Below are 23,917 nucleotides of genomic sequence, written 5' to 3'. Positions count from 1 at the left end.
CGCGGCCCGAGGGGCCGGGGGCGCGGCGCCGACTACTCCGGCTTGAACCCATCGTGTCCGTCGGCGCCCAGCAGCCCACCCGCGCCGCCGGCCCCGATGCGGCCGGCGTTTCCGCCTAGCCCGGGGTTGCCCCCGTTACCGCCGTTGCCGATCAGGACGGCGTTGCCGCCGTGTCCGCCGTTGCCGCCCGGACGTATTCCGCCGCCGTATCCGCCGGCGCCACCGTCACCGCCGTCGCCGAACAGCCCACCGGCCCCGCCCCCGCCGCCGTCACCGCCGGCACCCGACAGCGTCCCGCCATTGGCGGAGACGCCTGTGACGCTGGAGCCGCCGGCTCCGCCGTCACCGCCCGCGCCGAACAGCAAGCCGGCGTTGCCACCGATCCCACCGGCACCGCCCGTCCCACCGGCGGTGCCGTAGCCGCCGCCACCCCCGGTGCCGCCCGCGCCGAACAGCAGCCCACCGGCGCCGCCGGCACCACCGGCCCCGCCACCACCGGTGGCGCCCAATCCGCCCACCCCGCCGACTCCACCGGCCCCGCCGAACAGCCCACCGGCCCCGCCGGCGCCACCCGCCCCGCCGGCACTGAAAAAGGCAGCGGGTCCGCCGACACCACCGGCGCCGCCCGCGCCGCCGGCGCCGAACAGCAGCCCACCAGCGCCGCCGGCGCCGCCTGCGCCGGCGTAGCCCGCGCCGGTGTCCCCACCCGCACCGCCGGTTCCACCCGTCCCGAACAGCAATCCGCCCGCGCCGCCGTGGCCGCCCGCTGCGCCGGGGCTACCCGAGCCACCGGCCCCGCCATTGCCGATCAATATCCCGCCGTCCCCGCCGTTTGCCCCGGTCCCCGGCGCCCCGTTGATGCCGTTGCCGATCAAGGGTCGGCCCAACAAGGCCAGCGTGGGGGCATTCACCAGATCCAGCAGTCCCTCTAGCGGGTTGACACTGGCGGCCTCGGTGGCCGCGTACGAGCCCGCCGCAGCGGCGAGGACGCGCACGAACTGCTCATGAAACGACGCCGCCTCGTCGGCGAGCTGCTGCCAGTCCCGCGCGTGTCCGGAAAAGACCGCAGCGACAGCCGCCGACACCTCGTCACCACCGGCGGCCGCCAGCTCCGTCGTCGCGGCGGCCGCAGCCGTATGAGCAGTCATGACCGCCGAACCCAGACTTGCCAAATCCGTCGCCGCCGCCTCCAAAATCGGCGGCGCCGCAATCACGAACGACATGTGAGACCTCCGAACGGCGATGGCTACGTGCCGCGACGATATGGGGCGGGTCCCGCCAGCGTCATGACCACAACGAGGCATTTCGGCGGTGCTGCTGGATAGTCAGATCTGCCTATCGACCCCGGCTGCACCGGGGGCGGGACAATATCCACGCGAGTGTGAATCCTGCGACGCGACACGCGGGCGACGCGTCGCGAATTTCACACTCGGCAACGCCGCGGCGCAGGCGCCCGAAGGCGTCAAACCTGAGCGGGTTCCTTCTCCACCGGGCCCAGGCGCCATTGGCCCCCGCCGAGCAGGTGCAGCTCCTGCTCGTGGTGCTGCTCGACGGTGTGGCGATGGCTGACACTGACCACGACGCACTCGGGCAGCTCGGCGCGCAACAGCTGGTAGAGCGCGAACTCCAAACCCTCGTCGAGCGCGGAGGTGGACTCGTCGAGGAAGACCGCCCGCGGCTTGGTCAGCAGGATCCTGGCGAACGCGACCCGCTGCTGCTCCCCGGGGGAGAGCACCTTGGCCCAGTCCTCCTCCTCGTCCAGCCGGTCGTACAGCGGCGTGAGCGCCACCTTGGTCAGCACGTCGCGCAGTTCGTCGTCGGAGACGTTGTCCGGCGCATTCGGGTAGCACACCACCCCGCGCAGGCTGCCCAGCGGCACATACGGCAGCTGCGACAGGAACATCGTCGCGTTGTCGCCCTCGGGCCGGCACAGCGTCCCCGACGCGTACGGCCACAATTCGGCCAGGCTGCGCAGCAGGGTGGTCTTGCCGGCGCCCGAACGCCCGGTGATCACCAGCGTGTCCCCGGTGTCCAGCTGGACGTCCAGCGAGTCGATCAGCTGATCCCCGTCGGGCGTGCGCACCTCGACGTGGGCGAGCTCGACGGCGGTGTCCTCGCTGGGTTTGACCAGCAGCGCGGGCAGCGCCCGGCCGCGGGCGTTGGCGTCGACGAGACCGTGCAACCGGATGATCGCCGCCCGGAACGCCGCGAACGCGTCGTAGTTGTTGCGGAAGAACGACAGTGAGTCGTTGATGTTGCCGAACGCCTGCGCGGTCTGGGTGACATCGCCGAAGGCGATCTCCCCGGCGAACAGGCGCGGCGCCTGAATCGCCAACGGCAGCGGAATGATCGTCTGCGTGGCCGACCAGTTCCACCCGTTGAAGATGATGGTCCGGCGGACGAACCTGCGGTAGTTGCCGATGATCGGCGTGAAGCGCCGCCACAATTGGGTGCGTTCGACGCGCTCACCGCGGTAAAAGCCCACCGCCTCCGCGGCGTCGCGCAACCGCACCAGGGCGTAGCGGAACGCGGCGTTGAGTTTCTCGTTGTTGAAGCTGAGCCAAATCAGCGGGCGCCCAAGCCAAATCGCGACCACCGTCACAATCAAGACATAGATCAGGACGGTCCAGAACATCGCCCGCGGCACGTTCACACCGAAGAGATCGAAGTTTCCGGACAAATTCCACAGGATCGCGGCGAACGAGATCACCGATGCCACCGCATTGACGGCGCCGAACAGCAGGGTGTTGGTGGTCCCGTTGGACGGGATGTTCGGGGTGCCGCCAACCCCCGCGGTGAAGATGTCGACATCCTGCTGGATGCGCTGGTCAGGGTTGTCAATCGTGTTGTCGATGAACAGGTCCCGGTAATAAGCGCGGCCGTCCAGCCAGTCGTCGGTGAGATGTCCGGTCAGCCACACGCGCCACGCGATGATGTACCGCTGGGTCAGGTAGATGTCGAGGATCACCCGGGCGATGAAGATGGCCGCCAGCAGGATGAAGATCCCCAGCGAGACCCAAAAGTTATGCATCCCAGACTGTTTGACCTCGTCGTTACCCGTGGCGAGCCCTTTGAGTGCCACCTGCAACGCGGTGTACATGTCGTTGCTCTGATAGCTGAACAGCACGTTGAGCCGGACCGAAAACAGCACCAGCAGCAGCAGCACACCGAGCCCGAGCCACGCCTTGACGGCGGTCGGGCCGACGAAGTAGCCGCGAGTGATCCGCCAGAACTGCCGCCCCCAGGGGGTGAAGTACCGGAAGGCCACCAGCACGGCCAGCAGGCAGACGGCGCCGATCAGCCACGCGATGGCGAGCCACCGCAGGGAATCCTGCAACGCCGTCGACCAATCGATGGACGGTTTGAACAGCTTCGAGTCCAACTTCGACGTCTCCTTCTGCGGCGATTGCTTCCCCGCAAGCTACCCGAGCGATTCTCGATAGGCTGCGCAGATGAGCATCGACGCTCCATCCAGCCAGACCGTGCATGCCGGCCGACTCATCGCCCGCCGGCTCAAAGCCAGCGGCGTCGACACCGTCTTCACGCTGTCGGGTGGCCACCTGTTCTCCGTCTACGACGGCTGCCGCGACGAGGGCATCCGGCTGATCGACACCCGCCACGAGCAGACCGCGACGTTCGCCGCCGAGGGCTGGTCGAAGGTCACGCGCGTACCGGGCGTGGCCGCGCTGACCGCCGGGCCGGGCGTCACCAACGGGATGAGCGCGATGGCCGCCGCGCAGCAGAACTCCTCGCCGCTGGTGGTGCTCGGCGGCCGCGCGCCCGCGCTGCGCTGGGGCATGGGCTCGCTGCAGGAGATCGACCACGTGCCGTTCGTGGCCCCGCTGGCGCGGTTCGCGGCCACCGCGCAGTCGGCCGCCGACGCCGGGCGCCTGGTCGACGAGGCGCTGCGGGCGGCGGTCGGCGCCCCGTCGGGCGTGGGTTTCGTCGACTTTCCGATGGACCACGCCTTTTCGATGTCCGAGGACGACAACGGCCCCGGCGCCCTGGCCGCGCCGCCGCCGGACCCCGCCGCGGACGGCGACGCGATGGACCGCGCGGCGGCCCTGCTGTCGGGGGCGCGCCGGCCGGTGATCATGGCGGGCACCAACGTGTGGTGGGGCCGGGGCGAGGCGGCGCTGCTGCGGCTGGCAGAGCAACGGCGGATCCCGGTGCTGATGAACGGGATGGCCCGCGGCGTCGTGCCCGCCGACCACCCGATGGCGTTCTCGCGCGTCCGCGGCAAGGCGCTCGGCGAGGCCGACGTGGCGTTGATCGTCGGCGTGCCAATGGATTTCCGGCTGGGCTTCGGTAAGGTGTTCGGGCCCGAGACCCAGCTCGTCGTCGCCGACCGTGCCGAACCGGCGCGCGAGCATCCGCGCGCCATCGCGGCCGGGCTGTACGGCGACCTCACCTCGACGCTGACGGCCCTGGCGGAAACGGGCGGCGCCGACCACCAGGGCTGGGTCGACGAGCTGCGGGCGGCCGAGACCGCCGCGCGTGGCCAGGAGGCGGCCGAGCTCGGCGACGACCGGATCCCGCTGCACCCGATGCGGGTGTACGCCGAGCTGGCGCCGCTGCTGGACCGCGACGCCATCGTGGTGATCGACGCGGGGGACTTCGGGTCGTACGCGGGGCGGGTGATCGACAGCTACCTGCCGGGCTGCTGGCTGGACAGCGGCCCCTTCGGCTGCCTCGGCTCGGGCCCCGGCTACGCGCTGGCCGCCAAGCTGGCCCGGCCCGATCGCCAGGTGGTACTGCTGCAGGGCGACGGCGCGTTCGGCTTCAGCGGCATGGAGTGGGACACGCTGGTCCGGCACAACGTGCCGGTGGTGTCGGTGGTCGGCAACAACGGGATCTGGGGGCTCGAAAAGCACCCGATGGAAGCGCTTTACGGCTATTCGGTGGTGGCCGAGCTGCGTCCGGGCACGCGCTACGACGAGGTGGTGCGCGCCCTGGGCGGCCACGGCGAGCTGGTCTCCGCGCCCACCGAGCTGCGGCCCGCACTCGAACGCGCTTTCGCCAGCGGCCTGCCCGCCCTCGTCAACGTGCTGACCGATCCAGAGGTGGCCTATCCGCGCCGATCCAACCTCGCCTGATCGGTCCCGACGGGCGGCGAGCGTCCGCATTTGTACGCAAAACCTCGGCGCGTCGCGTGCAAACACGCGCGCTCGCGCTGTCGGGTGGCCCGGTACCGTTGACCTGTGCCGAAGACCACCCGGACCCAGCCCGGCCGCCTGAGCAGCCGCTTCTGGCGGCTGCTGGGCGCCAGCACCGAAAAGAATCGCAGCCGGTCCCTCGCGGACGTCACCGCGTCGGCGGACTACGACAAGGAAGCCGCCGAGCTGTCCGACGAGAAGCTGCGCAAGGCGGCCGGGCTGCTCAAGCTCGACGACCTCGCGGACGCCGCGGACATCCCGCAGTTCCTCGCGATCGCCCGGGAAGCGGCCGAGCGGGCGACCGGCCTGCGCCCCTTTGACGTTCAGCTCCTGGGGGCCCTGCGCATGCTGGCCGGCGACGTGATCGAGATGGCCACGGGAGAGGGCAAGACGCTGGCCGGCGCGATCGCGGCCGCCGGATACGCCATCGGCGGGCGCCACGTCCACGTGGTGACCATCAACGACTACCTGGCCCGGCGCGACGCGGAATGGATGGGCCCCCTGCTCGAGGCCATGGGCCTGACGGTCGGCTGGATCACCGCGGAGTCGACCAGCGAGGAGCGCCGGGCCGCCTACGGCTGCGACGTCACCTACGCCTCGGTCAACGAAATCGGCTTCGACGTGCTGCGCGACCAGCTGGTGACCGACGTCGACGACCTGGTGTCGCCCAATCCCGACGTGGCCCTCATCGACGAGGCCGACTCGGTGCTGGTCGACGAGGCGTTGGTGCCGCTGGTGCTGGCCGGCACCACCCACCGCGAGACGCCGCGGCTGGAGATCATCAAGCTGGTCGGCGAGCTGTCCGCCGACACCGATTTCGAGACCGACGCCGACAGCCGCAACGTCCACCTCACCGACGTGGGCGCGCGCAAGGTCGAAAAGGGGCTTGGCGGCATCGACCTGTACTCCGAGGAGCACGTCGGCACCACCCTGACCGAGGTCAACGTGGCCCTGCACGCCCACGTGCTGCTGCAGCGCGACGTGCACTACATCGTTCGCGACGATGCCGTGCACCTGATCAACGCCTCGCGGGGCCGCATCGCGCAGCTGCAGCGCTGGCCGGACGGCCTGCAGGCCGCCGTCGAGGCCAAGGAGGGCATCGAGACCACCGAGACGGGCGAGGTGCTCGACACCATCACCGTGCAGGCGCTGATCAACCGCTACGCCACGGTGTGCGGCATGACCGGGACCGCGCTGGCCGCCGGCGAGCAGCTGCGCCAGTTCTACAAGCTCGGCGTGTCGCCAATCCCGCCGAATACTCCCAACATTCGCGAGGACGAGTCCGACCGCGTCTACATCACCGCGGCCGCCAAGAACGACGCGATCGTCGCCCACATCGCCGAGGTGCACGAGACCGGGCAGCCCGTGCTGGTGGGCACCCGCGACGTCGCGGAATCCGAGGAGCTGCACGAGCGGCTGCTGCGCCGCGGCGTGCCCGCGGTGGTGCTCAACGCGAAGAACGACGCCGAGGAGGCCAAGGTGATCGCCGAGGCCGGCGAGTTCGGCACGGTGACGGTGTCCACCCAGATGGCCGGGCGCGGCACCGACATCCGCCTCGGCGGATCCGACGAGGCCGACCACGACCGGGTCGCCGAGCTGGGCGGGCTGCACGTGGTCGGCACCGGCCGCCACCACACCGAACGCCTCGACAACCAGCTGCGTGGCCGCGCCGGCCGGCAGGGCGACCCGGGCTCGTCGGTGTTCTTCTCCAGTTGGGAGGACGACGTCGTCGCGGCCAACCTCGACCGCAACAAGCTGCCCATGCAGACCGACGAAGATGGGCGCATCGTCAGCCCCAAGGCGGCCGGGATGCTGGACCACGCCCAGCGCGTCGCCGAGGGCCGGATGCTGGACGTGCACGCCAACACCTGGCGCTACAACCAGCTGATCGCCCAGCAGCGCGCCATCATCGTCGACCGGCGAAACACGTTGCTGCGCACCGCAACCGCGCGCGAGGAGCTGGCCGAGCTGGCGCCGAAACGCTACGAGGAGCTGTCCGAATCGCTGTCGGAGGAACAGCTCGAGAGAATCTCCCGGCTGATCATGCTGTATCACCTCGACCGGGGCTGGGCCGACCATCTGGCGTATCTGGCCGACATCCGCGAGAGCATCCACCTGCGTGCGCTGGGCCGGCAAAACCCGCTGGACGAGTTCCACCGGCTGGCCGTCGACGCCTTCGCGTCGCTGGCCGCCGACGCGATCGAGGCCGCGCAGCAGACGTTCGAGACCGCCAACGTGCTCGAGGAAGAGCCCGGCCTGGACCTGTCCAAGCTGGCGCGGCCGACCTCGACGTGGACCTACATGGTCAACGACAACCCGCTGTCCGACGACACGCTGTCCACGCTGAGCCTGCCCGGCGTTTTCCGCTAGGCGCGGCCCCCAAGCGTTCGACTAATGTCACGGCTCATGGAGCCCGTGCTTCCGCCCGATCGGGTGCTGACGGTGCCCAACGCGCTGAGCGCCATCCGGCTGCTGCTCATCCCGGTCTTCGTCTACGTCCTGCTGTTCGCCCACGCCAACGGCTGGGCGGTGGCGATCCTGATGTTCAGCGGCGCCTCGGACTGGGCCGACGGCAAGATCGCCCGCACGCTGAACCAGTCCTCGCGGCTCGGCGTGCTGCTGGACCCGGCGGTGGATCGCCTCTACATGGTGGCGGTGCCGATCGTGTTGGCGATCGGCGGGATCGTGCCGTGGTGGTTCGTCATCACGCTGCTGGCGCGCGACGGGCTGCTGGCCGCGACGCTGCCGCTGCTGCGCAGCCGCGGGCTGTCGGCGCTGCCGGTGACCTACGTCGGCAAGGCCGCCACCTTCGCGTTGATGTCCGGCTTCCCGTTGGTCCTGCTGGGCACGGGCGGCGCGGCGTGGAGCCGGGTGCTGCACGCGTGCGGCTGGGGCTTTCTGGGGTGGGGTTTGTACACCTACCTGTGGGCGTTCGTGCTGTACGTGGTGCAGATGGCGTTGGTCATGCGCACCATGCCGAAGCTGAAACAGCCTGCCCGCCAGTCGATCTCGCCCAAGGCGGGTGAGCATGGCTGACGCCGATCGCCTGCTGGGCGGCTACAACCCCGACGCGGGCCGCGGTGCGCACGACGCGGAGCGGCCGCAGCTGATCCCGGTGCCGTCGCTGCTGCGCGCCCTGCTGTCCGAGCACCTGGACCCCGGCTACGCCGCGGCCACCGCCAAGCGCGGCGAGACGCCCGCGCGCCCGCGCGCCGCCGGCTGGCTGTGGCAGGCCCTGGCGGCGCTGCTGATCGCCACGGTGTTCGCCGCCGCGGTCGCGCAGGCCCGCTCGGTCGCCCCCGGCGTGCGCACCGCGCAGCAGTTGCTGTTGCAAAGCGTGCGCGAGTCGGAAGCCACCGCGGCAAGACTGGGCCGCGAGCGCGGCGCCCTGTCGTCCCGCGTCGACGACGTGCAGCGGCACGCGCTGGCGGACAACGCCGAGGGGCAGCGGCTGCTGAAGCGTCTCGACGCGCTCAGCCTGGCGGGGGCCAGCACCGCGGTCATCGGTCCCGGCCTGTCGGTGACCGTGACGGATCCCGGTGCCGGGCCGAACCTTTCCGACGTGTCCAAGCAGCGCGTCAGCGGCAGCAGGCAAATCATCCTGGACCGCGATCTGCAGCTGGTGGTCAACTCGCTGTGGGCCAGCGGGGCCGAGGCCATCGCCGTCGGCGGTATCCGGATCGGACCGGACGTGACGATCCGGCAGGCCGGGGGCGCGATCCTGGTCGACAACAACCCCACCGCCAGCCCGTACCAGATCCTCGCGGTCGGGCCCCCGCACGCGATGCGGGACGTCTTCGACAACAGCCCCGGGCTGCAGCGCCTGCGGCTGCTGCAGGCCTCCTACGGCGTCGTCGTCACCGTCGACGTCGCCGACGGCCTGTCGCTGCCCGCCGGATCGATCCGGGACGTCAAGTTCGCCAAACAGATTGGGCCGTAGTGAGACAACTCCTGCTGAGACGGAACCGGGCATGATCGGCATCGCGGCGCTCGCGGTCGGCATCGTGCTGGGCCTGGTGTTCCATCCCGCCGTCCCCGAGGTCATCCAGCCCTACCTGCCGATCGCGGTGGTGGCCGCTCTCGACGCGGTGTTCGGCGGGCTGCGCGCCTACCTCGAGCGGATCTTCGACCCCAAGGTCTTCGTGGTGTCGTTCGTGTTCAACGTCTTCGTGGCCGCCCTGATCGTGTACGTCGGCGACCAACTGGGCGTCGGCACGCAGCTGTCCACGGCCATCATCGTCGTGCTGGGCATCCGGATCTTCGGAAACGCCGCCGCGCTGCGGCGCCGCCTGTTCGGAGCATGAGGTCACCGTGAGCCAGGATCCGCCCGAAACCGCCCGCCCGCCCGACGGGGACGGCGCGCACCGGGGCCGCCACGAGCTGCCGGCGAAAAGCCCGCGCCCCGAAATCGGCCAGGTGCACCGCAGGGGCCTCTCGGGCGTGCTGCGCGGCGGCCGCACCCGCCTGGTGTTCGGGACGCTGGCCAGCCTGCTGTGCCTGCTCCTGGGGATCGCGATCGTCACCCAGGTGCGCCAGACCAAGTCGGGCGACTCGCTGGACACCGCCCGGCCCGCCGACCTGTTGGTGCTGCTGGACTCGCTGCGGCAGCGCGAGGCCACCCTGAACACCGAAGTCGGCGAGCTGCAGAACACGCTGAATTCGCTGCAGGCCTCCGGCAACACCGACCAGGCCGCCATCAACAGCGCGCAGGCCCGGCTGGCCGCCCTGTCCATCCTGGTCGGCGCGGTGGGCGCCACCGGGCCGGGTGTCACCATCACGATCGAGGACCCCGGGCCCGGCGTCTCGCCGGAGGCCATGCTCGACGTGCTCAACGAGTTGCGCGCCGCCGGCGCCGAGGCCATCGAGATCAACGACGCGCACCAGTCCGTGCGCGTAGGTGTCGACACCTGGATTGTGGGTACGCCAGGCTCGTTGACCATCGACACCAAGAACCTGTCGCCGCCGTATTCGATTCTGGCGATTGGCGATCCGCCCACGTTGGCGGCGGCGATGAACATTCCGGGCGGCGCGGACGACAGCATCAAGCGCGTCGGCGCCAGGATGTCCGTGCAGCAGGCCGACCGCGTCGACGTAACCACCTTGCGACAACCAAAACCGCACCAATACGCTCAGCCCGTCAAATGAACGTGCCGACCAGAACAGGATCACCCGTGAGCGATATCCCCACCGATCTGCACTACACCGCCGACCACGAATGGGTTCGACGCGGCGGTGACGACACCGTGCGGGTCGGGATCACCGACTTTGCCCAGTCGGCGTTGGGCGACGTCGTTTTCGTCCAGCTGCCCGACGTGGGCGCCCAGGTGACCGCGGGCGAATCCTTCGGCGAGGTGGAATCGACGAAATCGGTATCCGACCTGTTCGCACCGCTCTCGGGCACGGTGACCGCGGTCAACGGCGAACTGGAGCGCAGCCCCCAGCTGGTCAATTCCGACCCGTACGGGGCCGGCTGGCTGGTGGACGTCCAGGTCTCCGACGGCGGCGAGCTGGAATCGGCCATTTCGGCGCTGCTCGACGCCGAGTCCTACCGCGGGACGCTGACCGAATGACGCTTGCTCACGAGGGGTGGGGACATGGCGCGGCGGTGCGCGGTACGGTCGACAGATCGACACTTGATAGACGTTCGACAGCACGAGACAGTCAGCTCGAAAAACCCAGGGGAGAGCCGGGCCGGTGGCCCGATCGGATAACGCCACAGCGGCCAGTGAGGAGCAGCGCGTGACGGACATGGACTCAGGAAGTCAGCAGGACCAGACCTCTGACGAAGTCACGGTGGAGACGACTTCCGTCTTCCGGGCCGACTTCCTCAACGAATTGGACGCACCCGCCCAGGCGGGGACCGACAGCGCGGTGTCCGGGGTCGAGGGGCTCCCGGCCGGCTCGGCGTTGCTGGTCGTCAAGCGGGGGCCGAACGCCGGGTCGCGATTCCTGCTCGACCAGGCCATCACGTCCGCCGGCCGGCACCCGGACAGCGACATCTTCCTCGACGACGTCACCGTCAGCCGCCGTCACGCCGAATTCAGGTTGGAAAACAACGAATTTCACGTCGTCGATGTCGGTAGCCTGAACGGCACCTACGTCAACCGCGAGCCCGTGGATTCGGCGGTGCTCGCCAACGGCGACGAGGTGCAGATCGGCAAGTTCCGGTTGGTCTTTTTGACCGGACCCAAGCAGGGCGACGACGACGGAGGTTCGCAAGGGTAGTGAGCGCGCCCGATAGCCCGGCGCTGGCCGGGATGTCGATTGGGGCGGTCCTGGACCTGTTGAGGCCGGATTTCCCCGATGTCACGATCTCCAAGATTCGCTTCCTGGAGGCCGAGGGACTGGTGACGCCCCAACGCGCCGCGTCGGGCTATCGGCGGTTCACCGCCTACGACTGCGCGCGGCTGCGCTTCATCCTCACCGCCCAGCGCGACCACTACCTGCCGCTGAAGGTGATCCGCGCGCAGCTGGATGCCCAGCCCGACGGCGAGCTGCCCCCGATCGGATCGCCTTACGGGGTACCGCGATTGGTGTCGGTGCCGGACCCGGCAACGAAAGCCGGCGGGGGCGAGTCCGAACCCGACGCCGCCGCAGTGGCCCCCACCCGCGTCCGGCTGAGCCGGGAGGACCTGCTGGAGCGCTCCGGGGTGGACGACGCCCTGCTGACGGGGCTGCTCAAGGCCGGCGTGATCACCCCCGGGCCGGGCGGCTTCTTCGACGAGCACGACGTGGTCATCCTGCAGTGCGCGCGGGCGCTGGCCGAGTATGGCGTCGAGCCGCGGCACCTGCGCGCCTTCCGCTCCGCGGCCGACCGGCAGTCGGACCTGATCGCCCAAATCGCCGGGCCGGTAGTCAAAGCCGGCAAGGCCGGCGCCCGCGACCGCGCCGACGACCTGGCGCGTGAGGTGGCCGCGCTCGCTATCACACTGCACACCTCGTTGATCAAGTCCGCCGTTCGCGACGTTCTGCACCGCTGAGGATTAGACTTCGTTGGACAGCTAGGTGTTCGACGGCGGCATGCGGAGGGCAGACACAGATGGGTGAAGTTCGTGTTGTCGGCATTCGCGTCGAACAGCCGCAGAACCAGCCGGTCCTGTTGCTGCGGGAGGCCAACGGTGACCGGTACCTGCCGATCTGGATCGGCCAGTCCGAAGCCGCCGCCATCGCGCTCGAGCAGCAGGGCGTCGAGCCGCCCCGCCCGCTGACCCACGACCTGATCAGGGATCTCATTGCCGCGCTTGGGCATTCGCTGAAAGAGGTCCGGATCGTCGACCTGCAGGAGGGCACGTTCTACGCCGACCTGGTTTTCGACCGCAACATCACCGTCTCGGCGCGGCCGTCGGACTCGGTCGCGATCGCGTTGCGGGTGGGCGTCCCGATCTACGTGGAGGAGGCCGTGCTCGCCCAGGCCGGCCTGCTCATCCCCGACGAGAGCGACGAAGAGCCCAACACCGCCGTCCGGGAGGACGAGGTGGAGAAATTCAAGGAGTTCCTCGACAGCGTCTCGCCCGACGATTTCAAGGCCACGTAACCGGCTCACCGGACATCACGGATGTGTCTCAACTAACACCGCGATGTCGACACGCTGGCGGATAGCGCGCCCAGTTGGCCCGGCGGCCGCCATACTTTGATCACGACTTAAGGGCGCGGCGGCTATCGAAAAGCGTAAGCTCTCTAGCACTCGGGCCTGACCAAACGCGGCTGCGGTGCAGCCAGACGCAGCTAAACACCTACAGCGCGATCGGCGAGAGGAACCACCGTGAGCGAGCAGCCACGTCAAGAGCAGTTGGACCTAGCTGACCACGCCAACGCGAGCGGTGACCAGGCCGTCGCCGCGCCCGGCGCGCCCGTGCAACCGGGGCTGTTCCCCGACGACTCCGTGCCCGACGAGCTGGTGGGCTACCGCGGGCCGAGCGCCTGCCAGATCGCCGGGATCACCTACCGGCAGCTGGACTACTGGGCGCGGACGTCGCTGGTGGTGCCCTCGATCCGCAGCGCGGCCGGCTCCGGCAGCCAGCGGCTCTACTCGTTCAAGGACATCCTGGTCCTCAAAATCGTCAAGCGGTTGCTGGACACCGGGATCTCGCTGCACAACATCCGGGTCGCCGTCGACCACCTGCGCCAGCGCGGCGTCCAGGACCTGGCCAACATCACCCTGTTCTCCGACGGCACCACGGTCTACGAGTGCACCTCGGCCGAAGAGGTCGTCGACCTGCTGCAGGGCGGGCAGGGCGTGTTCGGCATCGCGGTGAGCGGCGCCATGCGCGAGCTGACCGGCGTCATCGCGGACTTCCACGGCGAGCGCGCCGACGGCGGGGAGTCCATCGCGGCCCCCGAGGACGAGCTGGCGTCGCGGCGCAAGCATCGCGACCGCAAGATCGGCTAGTTTTTCTGGCGCGAGCGTCCGCGTTTGTACGCGCTTTGCGGCGTGTCGGCGTACCGACACGCACGCTCGCGGGGGTTTTAGCCCGCGGGTAAACTGGCGCACGCGTCGCACTCGAGCGGGAGAGTTCCGTGATCGCCAGTCACGGACGCCGAAGGAGCAACACCTCTCCGTCAACCTCTCAGGCACCCGGACCGCGCGAGTTAACGATGCCTCTGGAAAGCGGTGCGATCGGCACCCGCCGATGGGGAAAGGCGCCCGGCGCCGAATCTCTCAGGCGCCCGGCGAACGGGTGAAGACAGAGGGGGAGGGCCGCTCGTCCTACCCCAGGAGCTCGCCTTGCCTGAATCCAAGTCCGACCAGTCAACGTTCGCCGCCCGGCACATCGGCCCGGACGCCCAGGCCGTCGCCGCGATGTTGTCCGTCATCGGTGTCGACTCGTTGGACGAGCTGGCCGCCAAGGCCGTCCCGACCGGCATCTTCGACAAGCTCACCGGCGACACCGCGCCGGGCCTGGAGCAGCTGCCGCCCCCGGCCGGCGAGGCCGAGGCGCTGGGCGAGCTGCGGCGGCTGGCCGACGCGAACACCGTGGCCGTGTCGATGATCGGGCAGGGCTACTACGACACGCTCACCCCGCCGGTGTTGCTGCGCAACATTCTGGAGAACCCCGCCTGGTACACCGCGTACACGCCGTACCAGCCGGAGATCAGCCAGGGCCGGCTGGAGGCGCTGCTGAACTTCCAGACGATGGTCGCCGATCTCGCCGGCCTCGAGGTCGCCAACGCGTCGATGCTCGACGAGGGCACCGCGGCCGCGGAGGCGATGACGCTGATGCACCGCGCGGCGCGGGGCGGGGCCAACCGGCTGGCCGTCGACGCCGACGTGTTCGCCCAGACCGCGGCCGTCCTGGCCACGCGCGCCAAGCCGCTGGGCATCGAGATCGTCACCGCCGACCTGCGTGACGGCCTGCCCGACGGCGACTTCTTCGGCGTCATCGCGCAGCTGCCCGGCGCCAGCGGCCGCGTCACCGATTGGTCGGCGGTGGTGGCGCAGGCCCACGAGCGGGGCGCGCTGGTCGCCGTCGGCGCCGACCTGCTGGCCTGCACGCTGGTCACGCCGCCCGGGGAGACCGGGGCCGACGTCGCGTTCGGAAGCACCCAAAGATTCGGTGTTCCAATGGGATTCGGCGGCCCGCACGCCGGCTATCTGGCCGTGCACGGCAAGCACGCCCGCCAGCTGCCGGGCCGGCTGGTCGGGGTGTCGTTGGACGCCGACGGTTCGCCGGCCTACCGGCTGGCGCTGCAGACCCGCGAGCAGCACATCCGCCGCGACAAGGCGACGTCCAACATCTGCACCGCGCAGGTGCTGCTGGCGGTGATGGCCGCGATGTACGCCAGCTATCACGGCGCCGACGGGCTGACCGCGATCGCGCGGCGCGTCCACGGTCACGCCGAGGCGATCGCGGCGGCGCTCGGCGATGCTTTGGTGCACGACAAGTACTTCGACACCGTGCTGGCCCGGGTTCCCGGCCGCGCCGACGAGGTGCTCGCCGCGGCCAAAGCCCGCGGGATCAACCTGTGGCGGGTCGACGACGACCACGTGTCGGTGGCGTGCGACGAGGCCACCACCGATGAGCACGTCGCCGCGGTCCTCAAGGCGTTTGGCGTGAAAGCCGCCGAGCCGGTGTGTGCGGGCATCGCCACCCGCACCTCGGAGTTCCTCACCCATGCCGCGTTCACGCAATACCGCACCGAGACGGCGATGATGCGCTACCTGCGCGCGCTGGCGGACAGGGATATCGCCTTGGACCGCAGCATGATTCCGCTCGGCTCGTGCACGATGAAGCTCAACGCCGCCGCCGAGATGGAGCCGATCACCTGGCCCGAATTCTCCCGGCTGCACCCGTTCGCCCCGGCGTCCGACAGCGCGGGGATCCGCCGGCTCATCGCCGACCTGGAGGGCTGGCTGGTGGCCATCACCGGCTACGACGCCGTCTCGTTGCAGCCCAACGCCGGCTCGCAGGGCGAGTATGCCGGCCTGCTGGCGATCCACGACTACCACGCCAGCCGCGGCGAGCCGCACCGCGACGTGTGCCTGATCCCGTCCAGCGCGCACGGCACCAATGCGGCGTCGGCCGCGCTGGCCGGGCTGCGGGTGGCCGTCGTGGCCTGCCGCGACAACGGCGACGTCGACCTCGACGACCTGCGCGCCAAGGTCGCCGAGCACGCCGACCGGCTGGCGGCGCTGATGATCACCTACCCGTCCACCCACGGCGTCTACGAGCACGACATCGCCGAGATCTGCGCGGCCGTGCACGACGCGGGCGGCCAGGTCTACATCGACGGCGCCAACCTCAACGCGCTGGTCGGGCTGGCCCGGCCCGGGAAGTTCGGCGGCGACGTCAGTCACCTGAACCTGCACAAGACGTTCTGCATCCCGCACGGCGGCGGCGGGCCGGGCGTCGGTCCGGTGGCGGTGCGCTCGCACCTGGCGCCGTTTTTGCCCGGCCACCCGTATGCGCCGGAGTTGCCCGGGGGCCCGCCGGTGTCGTCGGCGCCGTACGGGTCGGCCTCGATCCTGCCGATCAGCTGGGCCTACATCCGGATGATGGGCGCCGAGGGACTGCGGGCTGCCTCGCTGACCGCGATCGCGTCGGCCAACTACATCGCCCGGCGGCTCGACGAGTACTTCCCGGTGCTTTACGCCGGCGAGCACGGCATGGTCGCCCACGAGTGCATCCTGGACCTGCGCGGCATCACGAAGTCGACCGGGGTGGCCGTCGACGACGTGGCAAAACGCCTGGCGGACTATGGGTTTCACGCGCCCACCATGAGCTTCCCGGTGGCGGGCACGCTGATGGTGGAGCCCACCGAGAGCGAGAACCTGACCGAGATCGACGCGTTCTGCGAGGCCATGATCGCGATCCGCGCCGAGATCGACCGCGTCGGCGCGGGGGAGTGGCCGGTGGACGACAACCCGCTGCGGGGCGCCCCGCACACCGCGGAGTGCCTGCTGGTCGCCGACTGGGATCACCCGTACACCCGCGAGCAGGCCGCCTACCCGCTGGGCAAGGGGTTCCGGCCCAAGGTGTGGCCGCCGGTGCGCCGCATCGACGGCGCCTACGGCGACCGCAACCTGGTCTGCTCGTGCCCACCGGTGGAGGCGTTCGCCTGACGGGCGGCTTTTGGGTGTGAACCTACGGCTTCGATTGTGAGCCTATGGCGAGATCCGGCCGAATTTCTCGCCCAGGATTCACTATCAAAGCCAAGGATTCACACTCAAGCCCGGTCCGGATAGGCCGGCGGCTCAAGCCAATTCGCGTGCCACCGCGTCGAAGGCGCACAGCGTGTCCACCATGTGCGGCTCGTGGGAGTGCGGCTGGGTGGACACCTTGGCGGCGACCACGTCCGCGGCGCGGTTGACGTAGATCATCTGACCGCACATGCCCAGGCACAGCACGACGTCGCTGCCGTCGTAGGGAAGCCACATCTGGTTGCGGTACATCCCGCCGGGCATTTCGGTGTCGTCGGGGCTGGCGGCGAAGGCCCGCCGCGAGTCGGGGCCGCCGTCGACCGTGTCGGCGATCCACGCCGGCGGCACCGCCTGCTGCCCGGTCAGCGAGACGCCGTCGCGCACGAACAGCGAGCCGAACCGGATCATGTCGACCAGACAGGCGCTGACGCCGCCGTCGAAAAATCCGGTGCCGGCGGCGTCGACGCCGATGGTGGCGTCGCTACCCGGGCCAATGCGGCTCCACAGCAGCTCCGACATCAGCCCGGGCATCCGCTGGCCGCCGGCGACCTCGCAGACCCAGCCGAGCACGTCGGTGTCGCACGAGCGGTATTCGAACGGGCCGCCGTGCGCCGACTTCTGCCGCAGGGTCAGCAGGAAGTCGTACAGCGTGGCGGGGGTGTCCGGACCGGTCCTGGGTGCCCACCCCATCGCCTGGTCGAGGAGGTGGATCTCCGCGGCCGGGTCGTCGTAGTTCTCGGAGAACGCGATGCCCGAGCGCATGTCCAGCAAGTGACGCACCGTCGCGCCGGCGTAGCCGCAATCACCAAGCGCCGGAACGAATGTCGTGACCGGCGCGTCGAGTGCGATCGCACCGCCCCCGTGCAGAACGCCGACGACGGCGCCCACCAGCGACTTGCTCACCGAGAACAGCAGGTGCCGGGTGCCGGCCGTCATGCCGCCGAGATAGTGCTCGGCCACCAGCGACCCGCGGTGGGCGACGGCCCACCCGTCGGTGTCGGTGGCCGCCATCACCGCGCCCACGGTGGTGGCCGCCCCGCCGGTGACGGTCACCGGGATCTCGGCCAGCGCGGCGGTGTCACCGGGCAGCGCCGCCACCGGCCCGGCCCCGCGCGAGATCACCGCGGTGGGCACGAAGTCCTCGACGTGCTGGAAAGACCAGCGCGAATGGGGCGGCGAGAGCCAGTTGTCCAGTGAGATACCGGCCGGCCGGCTCACGCTCGTGCGACGAGCCGCGAGACGATCGGCGCGGCGGGCGTCAACGGCGTCGAGACGAACTTCGCCTTCATGCCCTTGACCCAGCGCTGGCAGCGCTCGCTGAGCTGATAGTCGTCGGTCTGCAGGTGTGAGCGAGTGACGAGCACGCCGAGTTGCGCGCCCTCCGAACGTAAGTCGCCGGGTGCCGCGACGCGCATGTAGAAGGCTTCGGAACCGTCGAGCAGCGTGGCCCAGTCGTTGGCGGTCCGCGAAAAGGAGACCCGGCCGTCGTCGTCGATGCGCCACACGCCGGTGCGTGGCGTCGCGGTGAAGATCTCGATGTCCGGCGACGTCTCCGTGATGATCACCTGCCCCCACACCTCGTCCTCGCCGTAGCCGCGCTCCCAGCGCGCGTTGATGTCCTCGATGTCGAGCTCGTAGTCGACGTCCATGTACTCGAGCAGATGAAAAAGGAACAGCGGCATGTCTGCGTAGGCCTCGGTCGTCAAATTCGTCATCGGGCTGGCGCCGGACAGCCGCGGATTCACCTCGCCGAGGTAGAGCTCGTCGGAGTCCAGGTCATGCAGGAGGTCCACCTCGAAGTAGCCGACGTAACCCTCGCGGCGCATGACGTCACCCAGCTTTGCCACCATTTCTCGCGCCGCGCGGGTCTGCGCGGGCGGCAGCACCTCGTGCCAGATGTCGTTGCCGCACCAGCTGCCCCGGCTCGGAGTCAGCTCCGAATAACCGACCAGGCTCGTCATCGCGGGGCCGACCACGGTGCCGTGGCGGGTCACGGCGCCCTCGAGGCACACCTCGACATTGCGGATGCGCTTCATGACTTTGATTTCCTGCTGCGAGGTCAGGTCGCCGGCGTGCTCGTCCCAGTCGCGCTGACCGTGCACAAAGAACGTCCCGCTGCCGGCGTTTCCGTAAGCGACCGAGATGACCAGGTCATCTCCCAATCCGGCGTTCTGTGCGAGCGCCTGCAGTTCGTCGTAGGAGCCGGCCCGCCCGATCGCGTGCGGCACGCTCGGTATGCCCGCCTCGTTGGCCAGCCGCGTCATGACGATCTTGGAGCCCAGGCGCTGGCGCAACTCGATCGGCGGATGCATGATCTCGAGGCCCGCCGACCGCGCGAGGGCATGGATTTCCTCGTTCAGCATCACAAAGCAGCACTTACCGCCGGGGCCTTTGCCCGCGATGAACTCGAGCGTCTCCGAGTCGGACAGCAGATGGCTGCACACCTCGTCCATGGAGTCGAAATCGCGGCGGTCGCGCCGGCGGGGCACGAAGACGCGCGAATGCGTGCCCTCGAAGGAGTCAAAGTACGTCAGGTAGAAGAAGTTTCGTATCCAGCGGTCGACGCCCAACAGGTTGAACGGCGTGGGCGAGATGAAGTAGAGCGGCACCTTGTTCGTGTGAAAGAACGCGCGCACGTCCGAGATGCCGTTCAGCTTGCGGGGTGGCTCAATGTCACGATCCTGCATCGCACAAGTGTGGACCCGCCCCCGGCCGGGACGCCACTGCGGGTTTGTTGTTCGCGAGCCGAACCTCACTGCGATTTTCGGCCGCATATTTCGCAGTGCGGTTCGGCCGGCGGCGGGGCCGGCCGGCGGATCAGCTCAAAAAGGCGTTGAGGGCCGCGGCGAGGTCGGGGGACGCCGACGTGGGCAGGTTCTGGTAGCCGCCGCCGCTGAGCTGGGCGACGGCCTCCCAGGTGGCCCGGTCGGGGTCGGCGCCGAAGTCGATGACGTTGACCGCGATCGGCTTGGCCGGATCGGCGCTACGGCGGATGAAGTCCTGCAACCCGGCCCCGTCCAGGGTCTGGTCGGTGTGCGGCCCTGCCGTGATCACCAGGATCGAATTCGTTTGGCCGGCACGGTAATTGGCCTGAAGTTCCTGGTAGATCATGCGCAGCGTGGTGAACGACACCGCGCCCCCGGCCGACGAGTACTGCTTGTCCAGCGCGGCCGCCAGCGCCGCCGAGCGCGGCTGGCCGTTCACCGGATCGCCCAGCGGCCCGCCCGCCACCTCGGAGCGGCCCTCGTGGCCGTCGAAGGTCCACAACCCCACGGCCGCGCTGGGCGGCAGGGATTTGATCTTGTCCTGCAGCGCCGCAACCACATTGGCCAGCCGCGTCTTGCCGCCGTCGTCGGTGGGCAGCGACTGGTCGAGCATGATGGTCGCGGCCAGCCCGCTCGACGGGGCCGCCATGGCCTCGGCCAGTGTGGCGCGCATCGCGTCGTCGCCGACCGACAGGGTCGACGGCAGCGCCGGGAAGCCGGTGACCGGACTGCTCGGGGGTTTGACGCCGTTGACCCGGAATCCGGCCTTGGCCAGCTTGGCGAGCTGCTCGGGTTTCTGCAGGAAGCGGGCGAACCCGCTGGCCGCCGAGGTCTGCTCCTGGGTCAGCCAGGAGCCGCTGAGCAGCACCGCGGGGTAGTCGGCGACGGGCGCGGCCCCGGGCGGCAGCCAGGCCGCCAGCAGGTTCTTGGCCTCGGGCAGCGACTGGCCGCGCGCGAACACCTGCTGCTCGGTGGTGACCACCGCGTGCACCGGCGCGGTCGCCGCGTCCGTGGAGCCGATCAACACGTTCAGCGCCTCGGTCAGCGATTTGTCGGCCAGCTTGGGCTGGGCGCCCAGCAGCGTGCGCACGGCGCCGGTGCCCTGCGTCGGCGGCGCGCCGGTGGGCACCGACCCCGCGGCCACCGCCTCGCCGGCCAGGTACGACGCGTCGCCGTTGCCGTTGGCCGGCAGCGCCAGCCGCAGCGATCCCCACGTCGGCAGGTTCAGGCCGGCCAGTGAGTTCGGGCCGGTCTGCAGGCCGGGCAGCGCCGCCCAGTTCTTGGTGCCCAGGGCCTGCCCGAGTTCCGGCCGGACGGCGAGCACCACCGGCGACGTCACCAGCGAGTGGCTTTCGGTGATCGTCTTCTGGCCCGCGCCCGCGGCCAGCCGGGCGGCGGAGATCGAGCTGCCCGGGATCCACAGCGCCGGCTGCCCGCCCAGGTCGGCCGGCCACTTGCCGACGAAGCCGTTGAGGACGGCGTCGGAGCCCGCCGGTTTGACGCTCACCACCATGCAGTGGTCGCCGACGGGGCCGGCCGTGGCGTTGTAGCCCTCGGCGAGCTGCTGCACGGACTCGGCGATCGACGGGTCGGCGATGACGGCGACGTTCTCCTTGCCGCCCACGCAGCGGGCGGCGGCGCTGTGCGAACGGTTGGACAGCGCGTCGCCGAAGAAGCTCCACAGGATCACGGTCCCGACCACCACGACGACGGCGACGAGCGCGACGATCACGCCGATGCTGACCCCGCGGCGCCCGCCCTCGCTGCGGTGGCCGCCCCGCCATTCGGCCAGGCCGCGGTGCCCGCCCCGGAACCGGGACGACAGCGACGACGAGGCCCCCGGCTCCTCGTCCGCCGGGGAAGCCTTGCGCGGCGGGAAGTCAGGGTAGTCGTCGGCGGGCAGGGGTTCGTCCCCTGCGGCGAAGCCGTCCTCGGGCGCGTAGCGGTGGTGGTGGCCCGTCTCGGCGGCGCCGGACGCGTCGTCGACGAGGTCATCGGGCTCGCCAACCTCCGAATCGACGGCGTCCTCGGGGTCGGGCATGCTGTGCCTACCCATACCGGTACCCGCCGCCTTTCCGTCGACTTGTCATGAGGTTTGTTGTGGACCCGGCGCAGATTCTAGTCACTCACCGGCGGCGCGGGCTTTGAACTCGCGCCGGCGCCGATGCAGGATCGGCTCGGTGTAGCCGTTGGGCTGCTGCGTCCCCGACAGGATCAGCTCCTCGGCGGCCAAAAAGGCGATGCTGTCGTCGAAGTTGGGCGCCATCGGCAGGTACTTCGCGTCGCCTTCGTTCTGCTGGTCCACCATCGGGGCCATCCGCTCCAGGCTGGCCCGCACGTCCTCTTCGGTGATGACCCCGTGGCGCAGCCAGTTGGCCAGCAGCTGGCTGGAGATGCGCAGCGTGGCGCGGTCCTCCATGAGCGCCACGTTGTGGATGTCGGGCACCTTGGAGGACCCGACGCCCTGGTCGATCCAGCGCACCACGTAGCCCAGGATGGACTGGCAGTTGTTGTCGACCTCCTCGCGGATCTCCTCGGGGGCCCACGCCAGCTCCTTGGCCAGCGGAATGGTCAGTAGCTGCTCGATCGTGGCCCGCTTCTTGCCGGCGAGTTCCTTCTGCACCTCGAACACGTCGACCTTGTGGTAGTGCAGGGCGTGCAGCGTGGCCGCCGTCGGCGAGGGCACCCAGGCGGTGCTGGCGCCGGCCCGCGGCTGGCCGATCTTCTGCTCGACCATGTCGGCCATCAGCTCGGTCATGGTCCACATGCCCTTGCCGATCTGAGCGTGCCCGGCGAAACCGGCGGCCAGGCCGGTGTCGACGTTGTTGTCCTCGTAGCCCAGGATCCACGGCTGGCTCTTCATGGTGCCTTTGCGCACCATCGGGCCGGCCTCCATCGAGGTGTGGATCTCGTCGCCGGTGCGGTCCAGGAACCCGGTGTTGATGAACACGATCCGGTCGGCGGCCGCCTTGATGCACGCCTTCAGGTTGACCGTCGTGCGCCGCTCCTCGTCCATGACGCCGACCTTCAGGGTGGTCTGCGGCAGGCCGAGCACGTCCTCGACCCGGCTGAACAGCTCGGCGGTATACGCCACCTCGTCGGGGCCGTGCATCTTGGGCTTGACGATGTAGATCGAGCCGGTGCGGCTGTTGGCCAGCGGGCCGTTCGCGTCGCTTTCCGTCAGGCCGTGCACCGCGCACAGGCCGGTGAACAGCGCGTCCTGGATGCCCTCGAATATCTCGTTACCCTCGGCGTCCACTATCGCGTCATTGGTCATCAGGTGCCCGACGTTGCGGACGAACAGCAGCGCGCGCCCCGGCAGCACCAGCTCGCCGCCGTCGGGCGTGCTGTAGCGGCGATCGGCGTTGAGCACCCGGGTGAACGTCTTGCCGTCCTTGTCCACCTCGGCGGCCAGGTCACCCCGCATCAGGCCCAGCCAGTTGCGGTAGGCGGCGGTCTTGTCGTCGGCGTCGACGGCGGCCACCGCGTCCTCGAAGTCGATGATCGTGGTGACCGCGGACTCCAGCACGACGTCCTTGATGCCGGCGCGGTCGGTCTTGCCGATGGGCGACTCGGGGTCGATCAGGATCTCGATGTGCAGGCCGTTGTTGACCAGCAGCACCGACCAGTCGGGGGAGCCGAGCTCGCCGCTGTAGCCGACGAACTTCTCGGGCCCGGCGAGCCCGACGGGCTCGGCCTCGGAGCCGAGGGTGACCTGCAGCTGCCCGTCGTCGATGCTCAGGCCCGTCGCGTCGGTCCAGGAGCCCGACGCGAGCGGCACCGCCTCGTCGAGGAACTCGCGGGCGTAGGCGATCACCTTGTCGCCGCGGACCTTGTTGTAGCTGGTGCCCTGTTCGGCGCCCTCGTCCTCGGGGATGACGTCGGTGCCGTACAGCGCGTCGTAGAGCGAGCCCCAGCGGGCGTTGGCGGCGTTGAGGGCGAACCGGGCGTTGGTCACCGGCACCACCAGCTGGGGACCGGCCGTGGTGGTGATCTCGGGGTCGACGCCGGAGGTGGTGATGTCGAAGTCTTCGGGCTCGGGCCGCAGGTAGCCGATCTCGGCCAGGAACTCGCGGTAGGCCTCCGGGTCGATGGGCTCGATCACCCGGTGCCGGTGCCACTTGTCGATCTGGGCCTGCAGCTCGTCGCGGCGGTTCAGCAGGTCCCGGTTCCGCGGCGTGAGGTCGGCGACGACCTTGTCGACGCCCGACCAGAAGCTGTCCGGGTCGATGTCGGTGCCGGGCAGCGCCTCGTTGTTCACGAAGTCGTAGAGCACTCGGGCGACGCGCAGGTTCCCCACCGACACGCGATCAGTCATGTTTCTCCTCCATAAAGGGCCAGGTGAAAGCTCACTGGGC

At 69.9% G+C, this 23,917-nt stretch carries 18 protein-coding genes and 2 riboswitches; of the genes, 12 read left to right on the top strand and 6 right to left on the bottom strand.

Translation table 11 applies throughout. The annotated features are described in order from the left end of the window. Positions 1-32: 32 nt before the first annotated feature. Positions 33-1,223 carry a PE family protein gene (locus AC5Y4Z_RS20370; protein WP_499966517.1) on the bottom strand — a complete coding sequence of 397 codons (1,191 nt, stop codon included), beginning with the start codon at positions 1,221-1,223 and terminating at the stop codon, positions 33-35. A gap of 239 nt (positions 1,224-1,462) precedes the next feature. Continuing rightward, positions 1,463-3,382: a vitamin B12 ABC transporter pemease/ATP-binding protein BacA gene (gene bacA / locus AC5Y4Z_RS20365; RefSeq protein ID WP_499966515.1), complete on the bottom strand. Its 1,920-nt coding sequence runs from the start codon at positions 3,380-3,382 to the stop codon at positions 1,463-1,465. Between the two features lie 70 nt (positions 3,383-3,452). Here bacA and AC5Y4Z_RS20360 point away from each other — a divergent pair, with 70 nt between their 5' ends. The 12 genes from AC5Y4Z_RS20360 to gcvP all read left to right on the top strand — a co-directional run bounded on the left by AC5Y4Z_RS20360 (position 3,453) and on the right by gcvP (position 16,716). After that, positions 3,453-5,096, top strand: a complete 1,644-nt coding sequence (locus tag AC5Y4Z_RS20360) for an acetolactate synthase (protein ID WP_499966512.1) — start codon at positions 3,453-3,455, stop codon at positions 5,094-5,096. Between the two features lie 105 nt (positions 5,097-5,201). Beyond that, a complete protein-coding gene (gene secA2, locus AC5Y4Z_RS20355; protein WP_499966509.1) occupies positions 5,202-7,526 on the top strand; it encodes an accessory Sec system translocase SecA2 in 2,325 nt (774 codons plus the stop codon). 36 nt (positions 7,527-7,562) lie between these two features. After that, positions 7,563-8,192 (top strand): CDP-alcohol phosphatidyltransferase family protein, encoded by a 630-nt coding sequence (locus AC5Y4Z_RS20350; protein ID WP_499966507.1) that lies wholly within the window; start codon positions 7,563-7,565, stop codon positions 8,190-8,192. Further along, complete coding sequence (locus AC5Y4Z_RS20345; RefSeq protein WP_499966505.1) at positions 8,185-9,096, top strand: DUF881 domain-containing protein; 912 nt, start codon at positions 8,185-8,187, stop codon at positions 9,094-9,096. The genes AC5Y4Z_RS20350 and AC5Y4Z_RS20345 overlap by 8 nt, the downstream gene beginning before the upstream one ends. A gap of 31 nt (positions 9,097-9,127) precedes the next feature. Further along, positions 9,128-9,460, top strand: a complete 333-nt coding sequence (locus AC5Y4Z_RS20340; RefSeq protein WP_067318747.1) for a small basic family protein — start codon at positions 9,128-9,130, stop codon at positions 9,458-9,460. Positions 9,461-9,467: 7 nt separating this feature from the next. Beyond that, the gene (locus AC5Y4Z_RS20335; protein ID WP_499966503.1) at positions 9,468-10,301 is read left to right on the top strand and encodes a DUF881 domain-containing protein; all 834 of its coding nucleotides are present in this window, start codon (positions 9,468-9,470) and stop codon (positions 10,299-10,301) included. Between the two features lie 26 nt (positions 10,302-10,327). After that, positions 10,328-10,726, top strand: a complete 399-nt coding sequence (gene gcvH, locus AC5Y4Z_RS20330) for a glycine cleavage system protein GcvH (RefSeq protein WP_499966501.1) — start codon at positions 10,328-10,330, stop codon at positions 10,724-10,726. Between the two features lie 178 nt (positions 10,727-10,904). Beyond that, on the top strand, positions 10,905-11,381 hold the full coding sequence (gene garA / locus AC5Y4Z_RS20325; protein ID WP_499966738.1) for a glycogen accumulation regulator GarA: 477 nt from the start codon (positions 10,905-10,907) through the stop codon (positions 11,379-11,381). Continuing rightward, positions 11,381-12,136, top strand: coding sequence for a transcriptional regulator FtsR (gene ftsR, locus AC5Y4Z_RS20320; RefSeq protein ID WP_499966499.1), 756 nt, complete (start codon positions 11,381-11,383; stop codon positions 12,134-12,136). The genes garA and ftsR overlap by 1 nt, the downstream gene beginning before the upstream one ends. A gap of 59 nt (positions 12,137-12,195) precedes the next feature. Then, complete coding sequence (locus AC5Y4Z_RS20315; RefSeq protein ID WP_076058092.1) at positions 12,196-12,690, top strand: bifunctional nuclease family protein; 495 nt, start codon at positions 12,196-12,198, stop codon at positions 12,688-12,690. 228 nt (positions 12,691-12,918) lie between these two features. Beyond that, positions 12,919-13,545 carry a MerR family transcriptional regulator gene (locus AC5Y4Z_RS20310; protein ID WP_499966496.1) on the top strand — a complete coding sequence of 209 codons (627 nt, stop codon included), beginning with the start codon at positions 12,919-12,921 and terminating at the stop codon, positions 13,543-13,545. A 106-nt stretch (positions 13,546-13,651) separates the two neighbouring features. Continuing rightward, a riboswitch (glycine riboswitch) is annotated at positions 13,652-13,749 on the top strand. Continuing rightward, positions 13,750-13,854, top strand: a riboswitch (glycine riboswitch). A 27-nt stretch (positions 13,855-13,881) separates the two neighbouring features. Further along, complete coding sequence (gene gcvP, locus AC5Y4Z_RS20305) at positions 13,882-16,716, top strand: aminomethyl-transferring glycine dehydrogenase (protein WP_499966493.1); 2,835 nt, start codon at positions 13,882-13,884, stop codon at positions 16,714-16,716. Positions 16,717-16,848: 132 nt separating this feature from the next. Here the strand turns inward: gcvP and AC5Y4Z_RS20300 are convergent, their stop codons facing one another. The 4 genes from AC5Y4Z_RS20300 to AC5Y4Z_RS20285 form a co-directional block, all read right to left on the bottom strand. Then, positions 16,849-18,012 carry a serine hydrolase domain-containing protein gene (locus AC5Y4Z_RS20300; protein WP_499966491.1) on the bottom strand — a complete coding sequence of 388 codons (1,164 nt, stop codon included), beginning with the start codon at positions 18,010-18,012 and terminating at the stop codon, positions 16,849-16,851. After that, on the bottom strand, positions 18,009-19,481 hold the full coding sequence (locus tag AC5Y4Z_RS20295; protein WP_499966489.1) for a biotin carboxylase: 1,473 nt from the start codon (positions 19,479-19,481) through the stop codon (positions 18,009-18,011). The genes AC5Y4Z_RS20300 and AC5Y4Z_RS20295 overlap by 4 nt, the downstream gene beginning before the upstream one ends. Before the next feature lie 130 nt (positions 19,482-19,611). After that, a complete protein-coding gene (locus tag AC5Y4Z_RS20290; protein WP_499966487.1) occupies positions 19,612-21,615 on the bottom strand; it encodes a substrate-binding domain-containing protein in 2,004 nt (667 codons plus the stop codon). A 66-nt stretch (positions 21,616-21,681) separates the two neighbouring features. Next, complete coding sequence (locus tag AC5Y4Z_RS20285; RefSeq protein ID WP_499966485.1) at positions 21,682-23,877, bottom strand: malate synthase G; 2,196 nt, start codon at positions 23,875-23,877, stop codon at positions 21,682-21,684. Positions 23,878-23,917: the final 40 nt, after the last annotated feature.

It is taken from the genome of Mycobacterium sp. NGS63 (assembly GCF_059812295.1).
The sequence above is the reverse complement of the archived record's forward strand: the minus strand, read 5'-3'. Positions and strand labels throughout refer to the sequence as shown.

What these genes read in the sequence shown, in the direction of transcription:
- AC5Y4Z_RS20340 (WP_067318747.1), top strand. Translation starts at nt 9,128, where the DNA reads ATGATCGGCATCGCGGCGCTCGCGGTCGGCATCGTGCTGGGCCTGGTG.
- AC5Y4Z_RS20370 (WP_499966517.1), bottom strand. Translation starts at nt 1,223, where the DNA reads ATGTCGTTCGTGATTGCGGCGCCGCCGATTTTGGAGGCGGCGGCGACG.
- AC5Y4Z_RS20350 (WP_499966507.1), top strand. Translation starts at nt 7,563, where the DNA reads ATGGAGCCCGTGCTTCCGCCCGATCGGGTGCTGACGGTGCCCAACGCG.
- AC5Y4Z_RS20290 (WP_499966487.1), bottom strand. Translation starts at nt 21,615, where the DNA reads ATGGGTAGGCACAGCATGCCCGACCCCGAGGACGCCGTCGATTCGGAG.
- AC5Y4Z_RS20285 (WP_499966485.1), bottom strand. Translation starts at nt 23,877, where the DNA reads ATGACTGATCGCGTGTCGGTGGGGAACCTGCGCGTCGCCCGAGTGCTC.
- AC5Y4Z_RS20295 (WP_499966489.1), bottom strand. Translation starts at nt 19,481, where the DNA reads ATGCAGGATCGTGACATTGAGCCACCCCGCAAGCTGAACGGCATCTCG.
- AC5Y4Z_RS20360 (WP_499966512.1), top strand. Translation starts at nt 3,453, where the DNA reads ATGAGCATCGACGCTCCATCCAGCCAGACCGTGCATGCCGGCCGACTC.
- AC5Y4Z_RS20345 (WP_499966505.1), top strand. Translation starts at nt 8,185, where the DNA reads ATGGCTGACGCCGATCGCCTGCTGGGCGGCTACAACCCCGACGCGGGC.
- garA (WP_499966738.1), top strand. Translation starts at nt 10,905, where the DNA reads ATGGACTCAGGAAGTCAGCAGGACCAGACCTCTGACGAAGTCACGGTG.
- AC5Y4Z_RS20315 (WP_076058092.1), top strand. Translation starts at nt 12,196, where the DNA reads ATGGGTGAAGTTCGTGTTGTCGGCATTCGCGTCGAACAGCCGCAGAAC.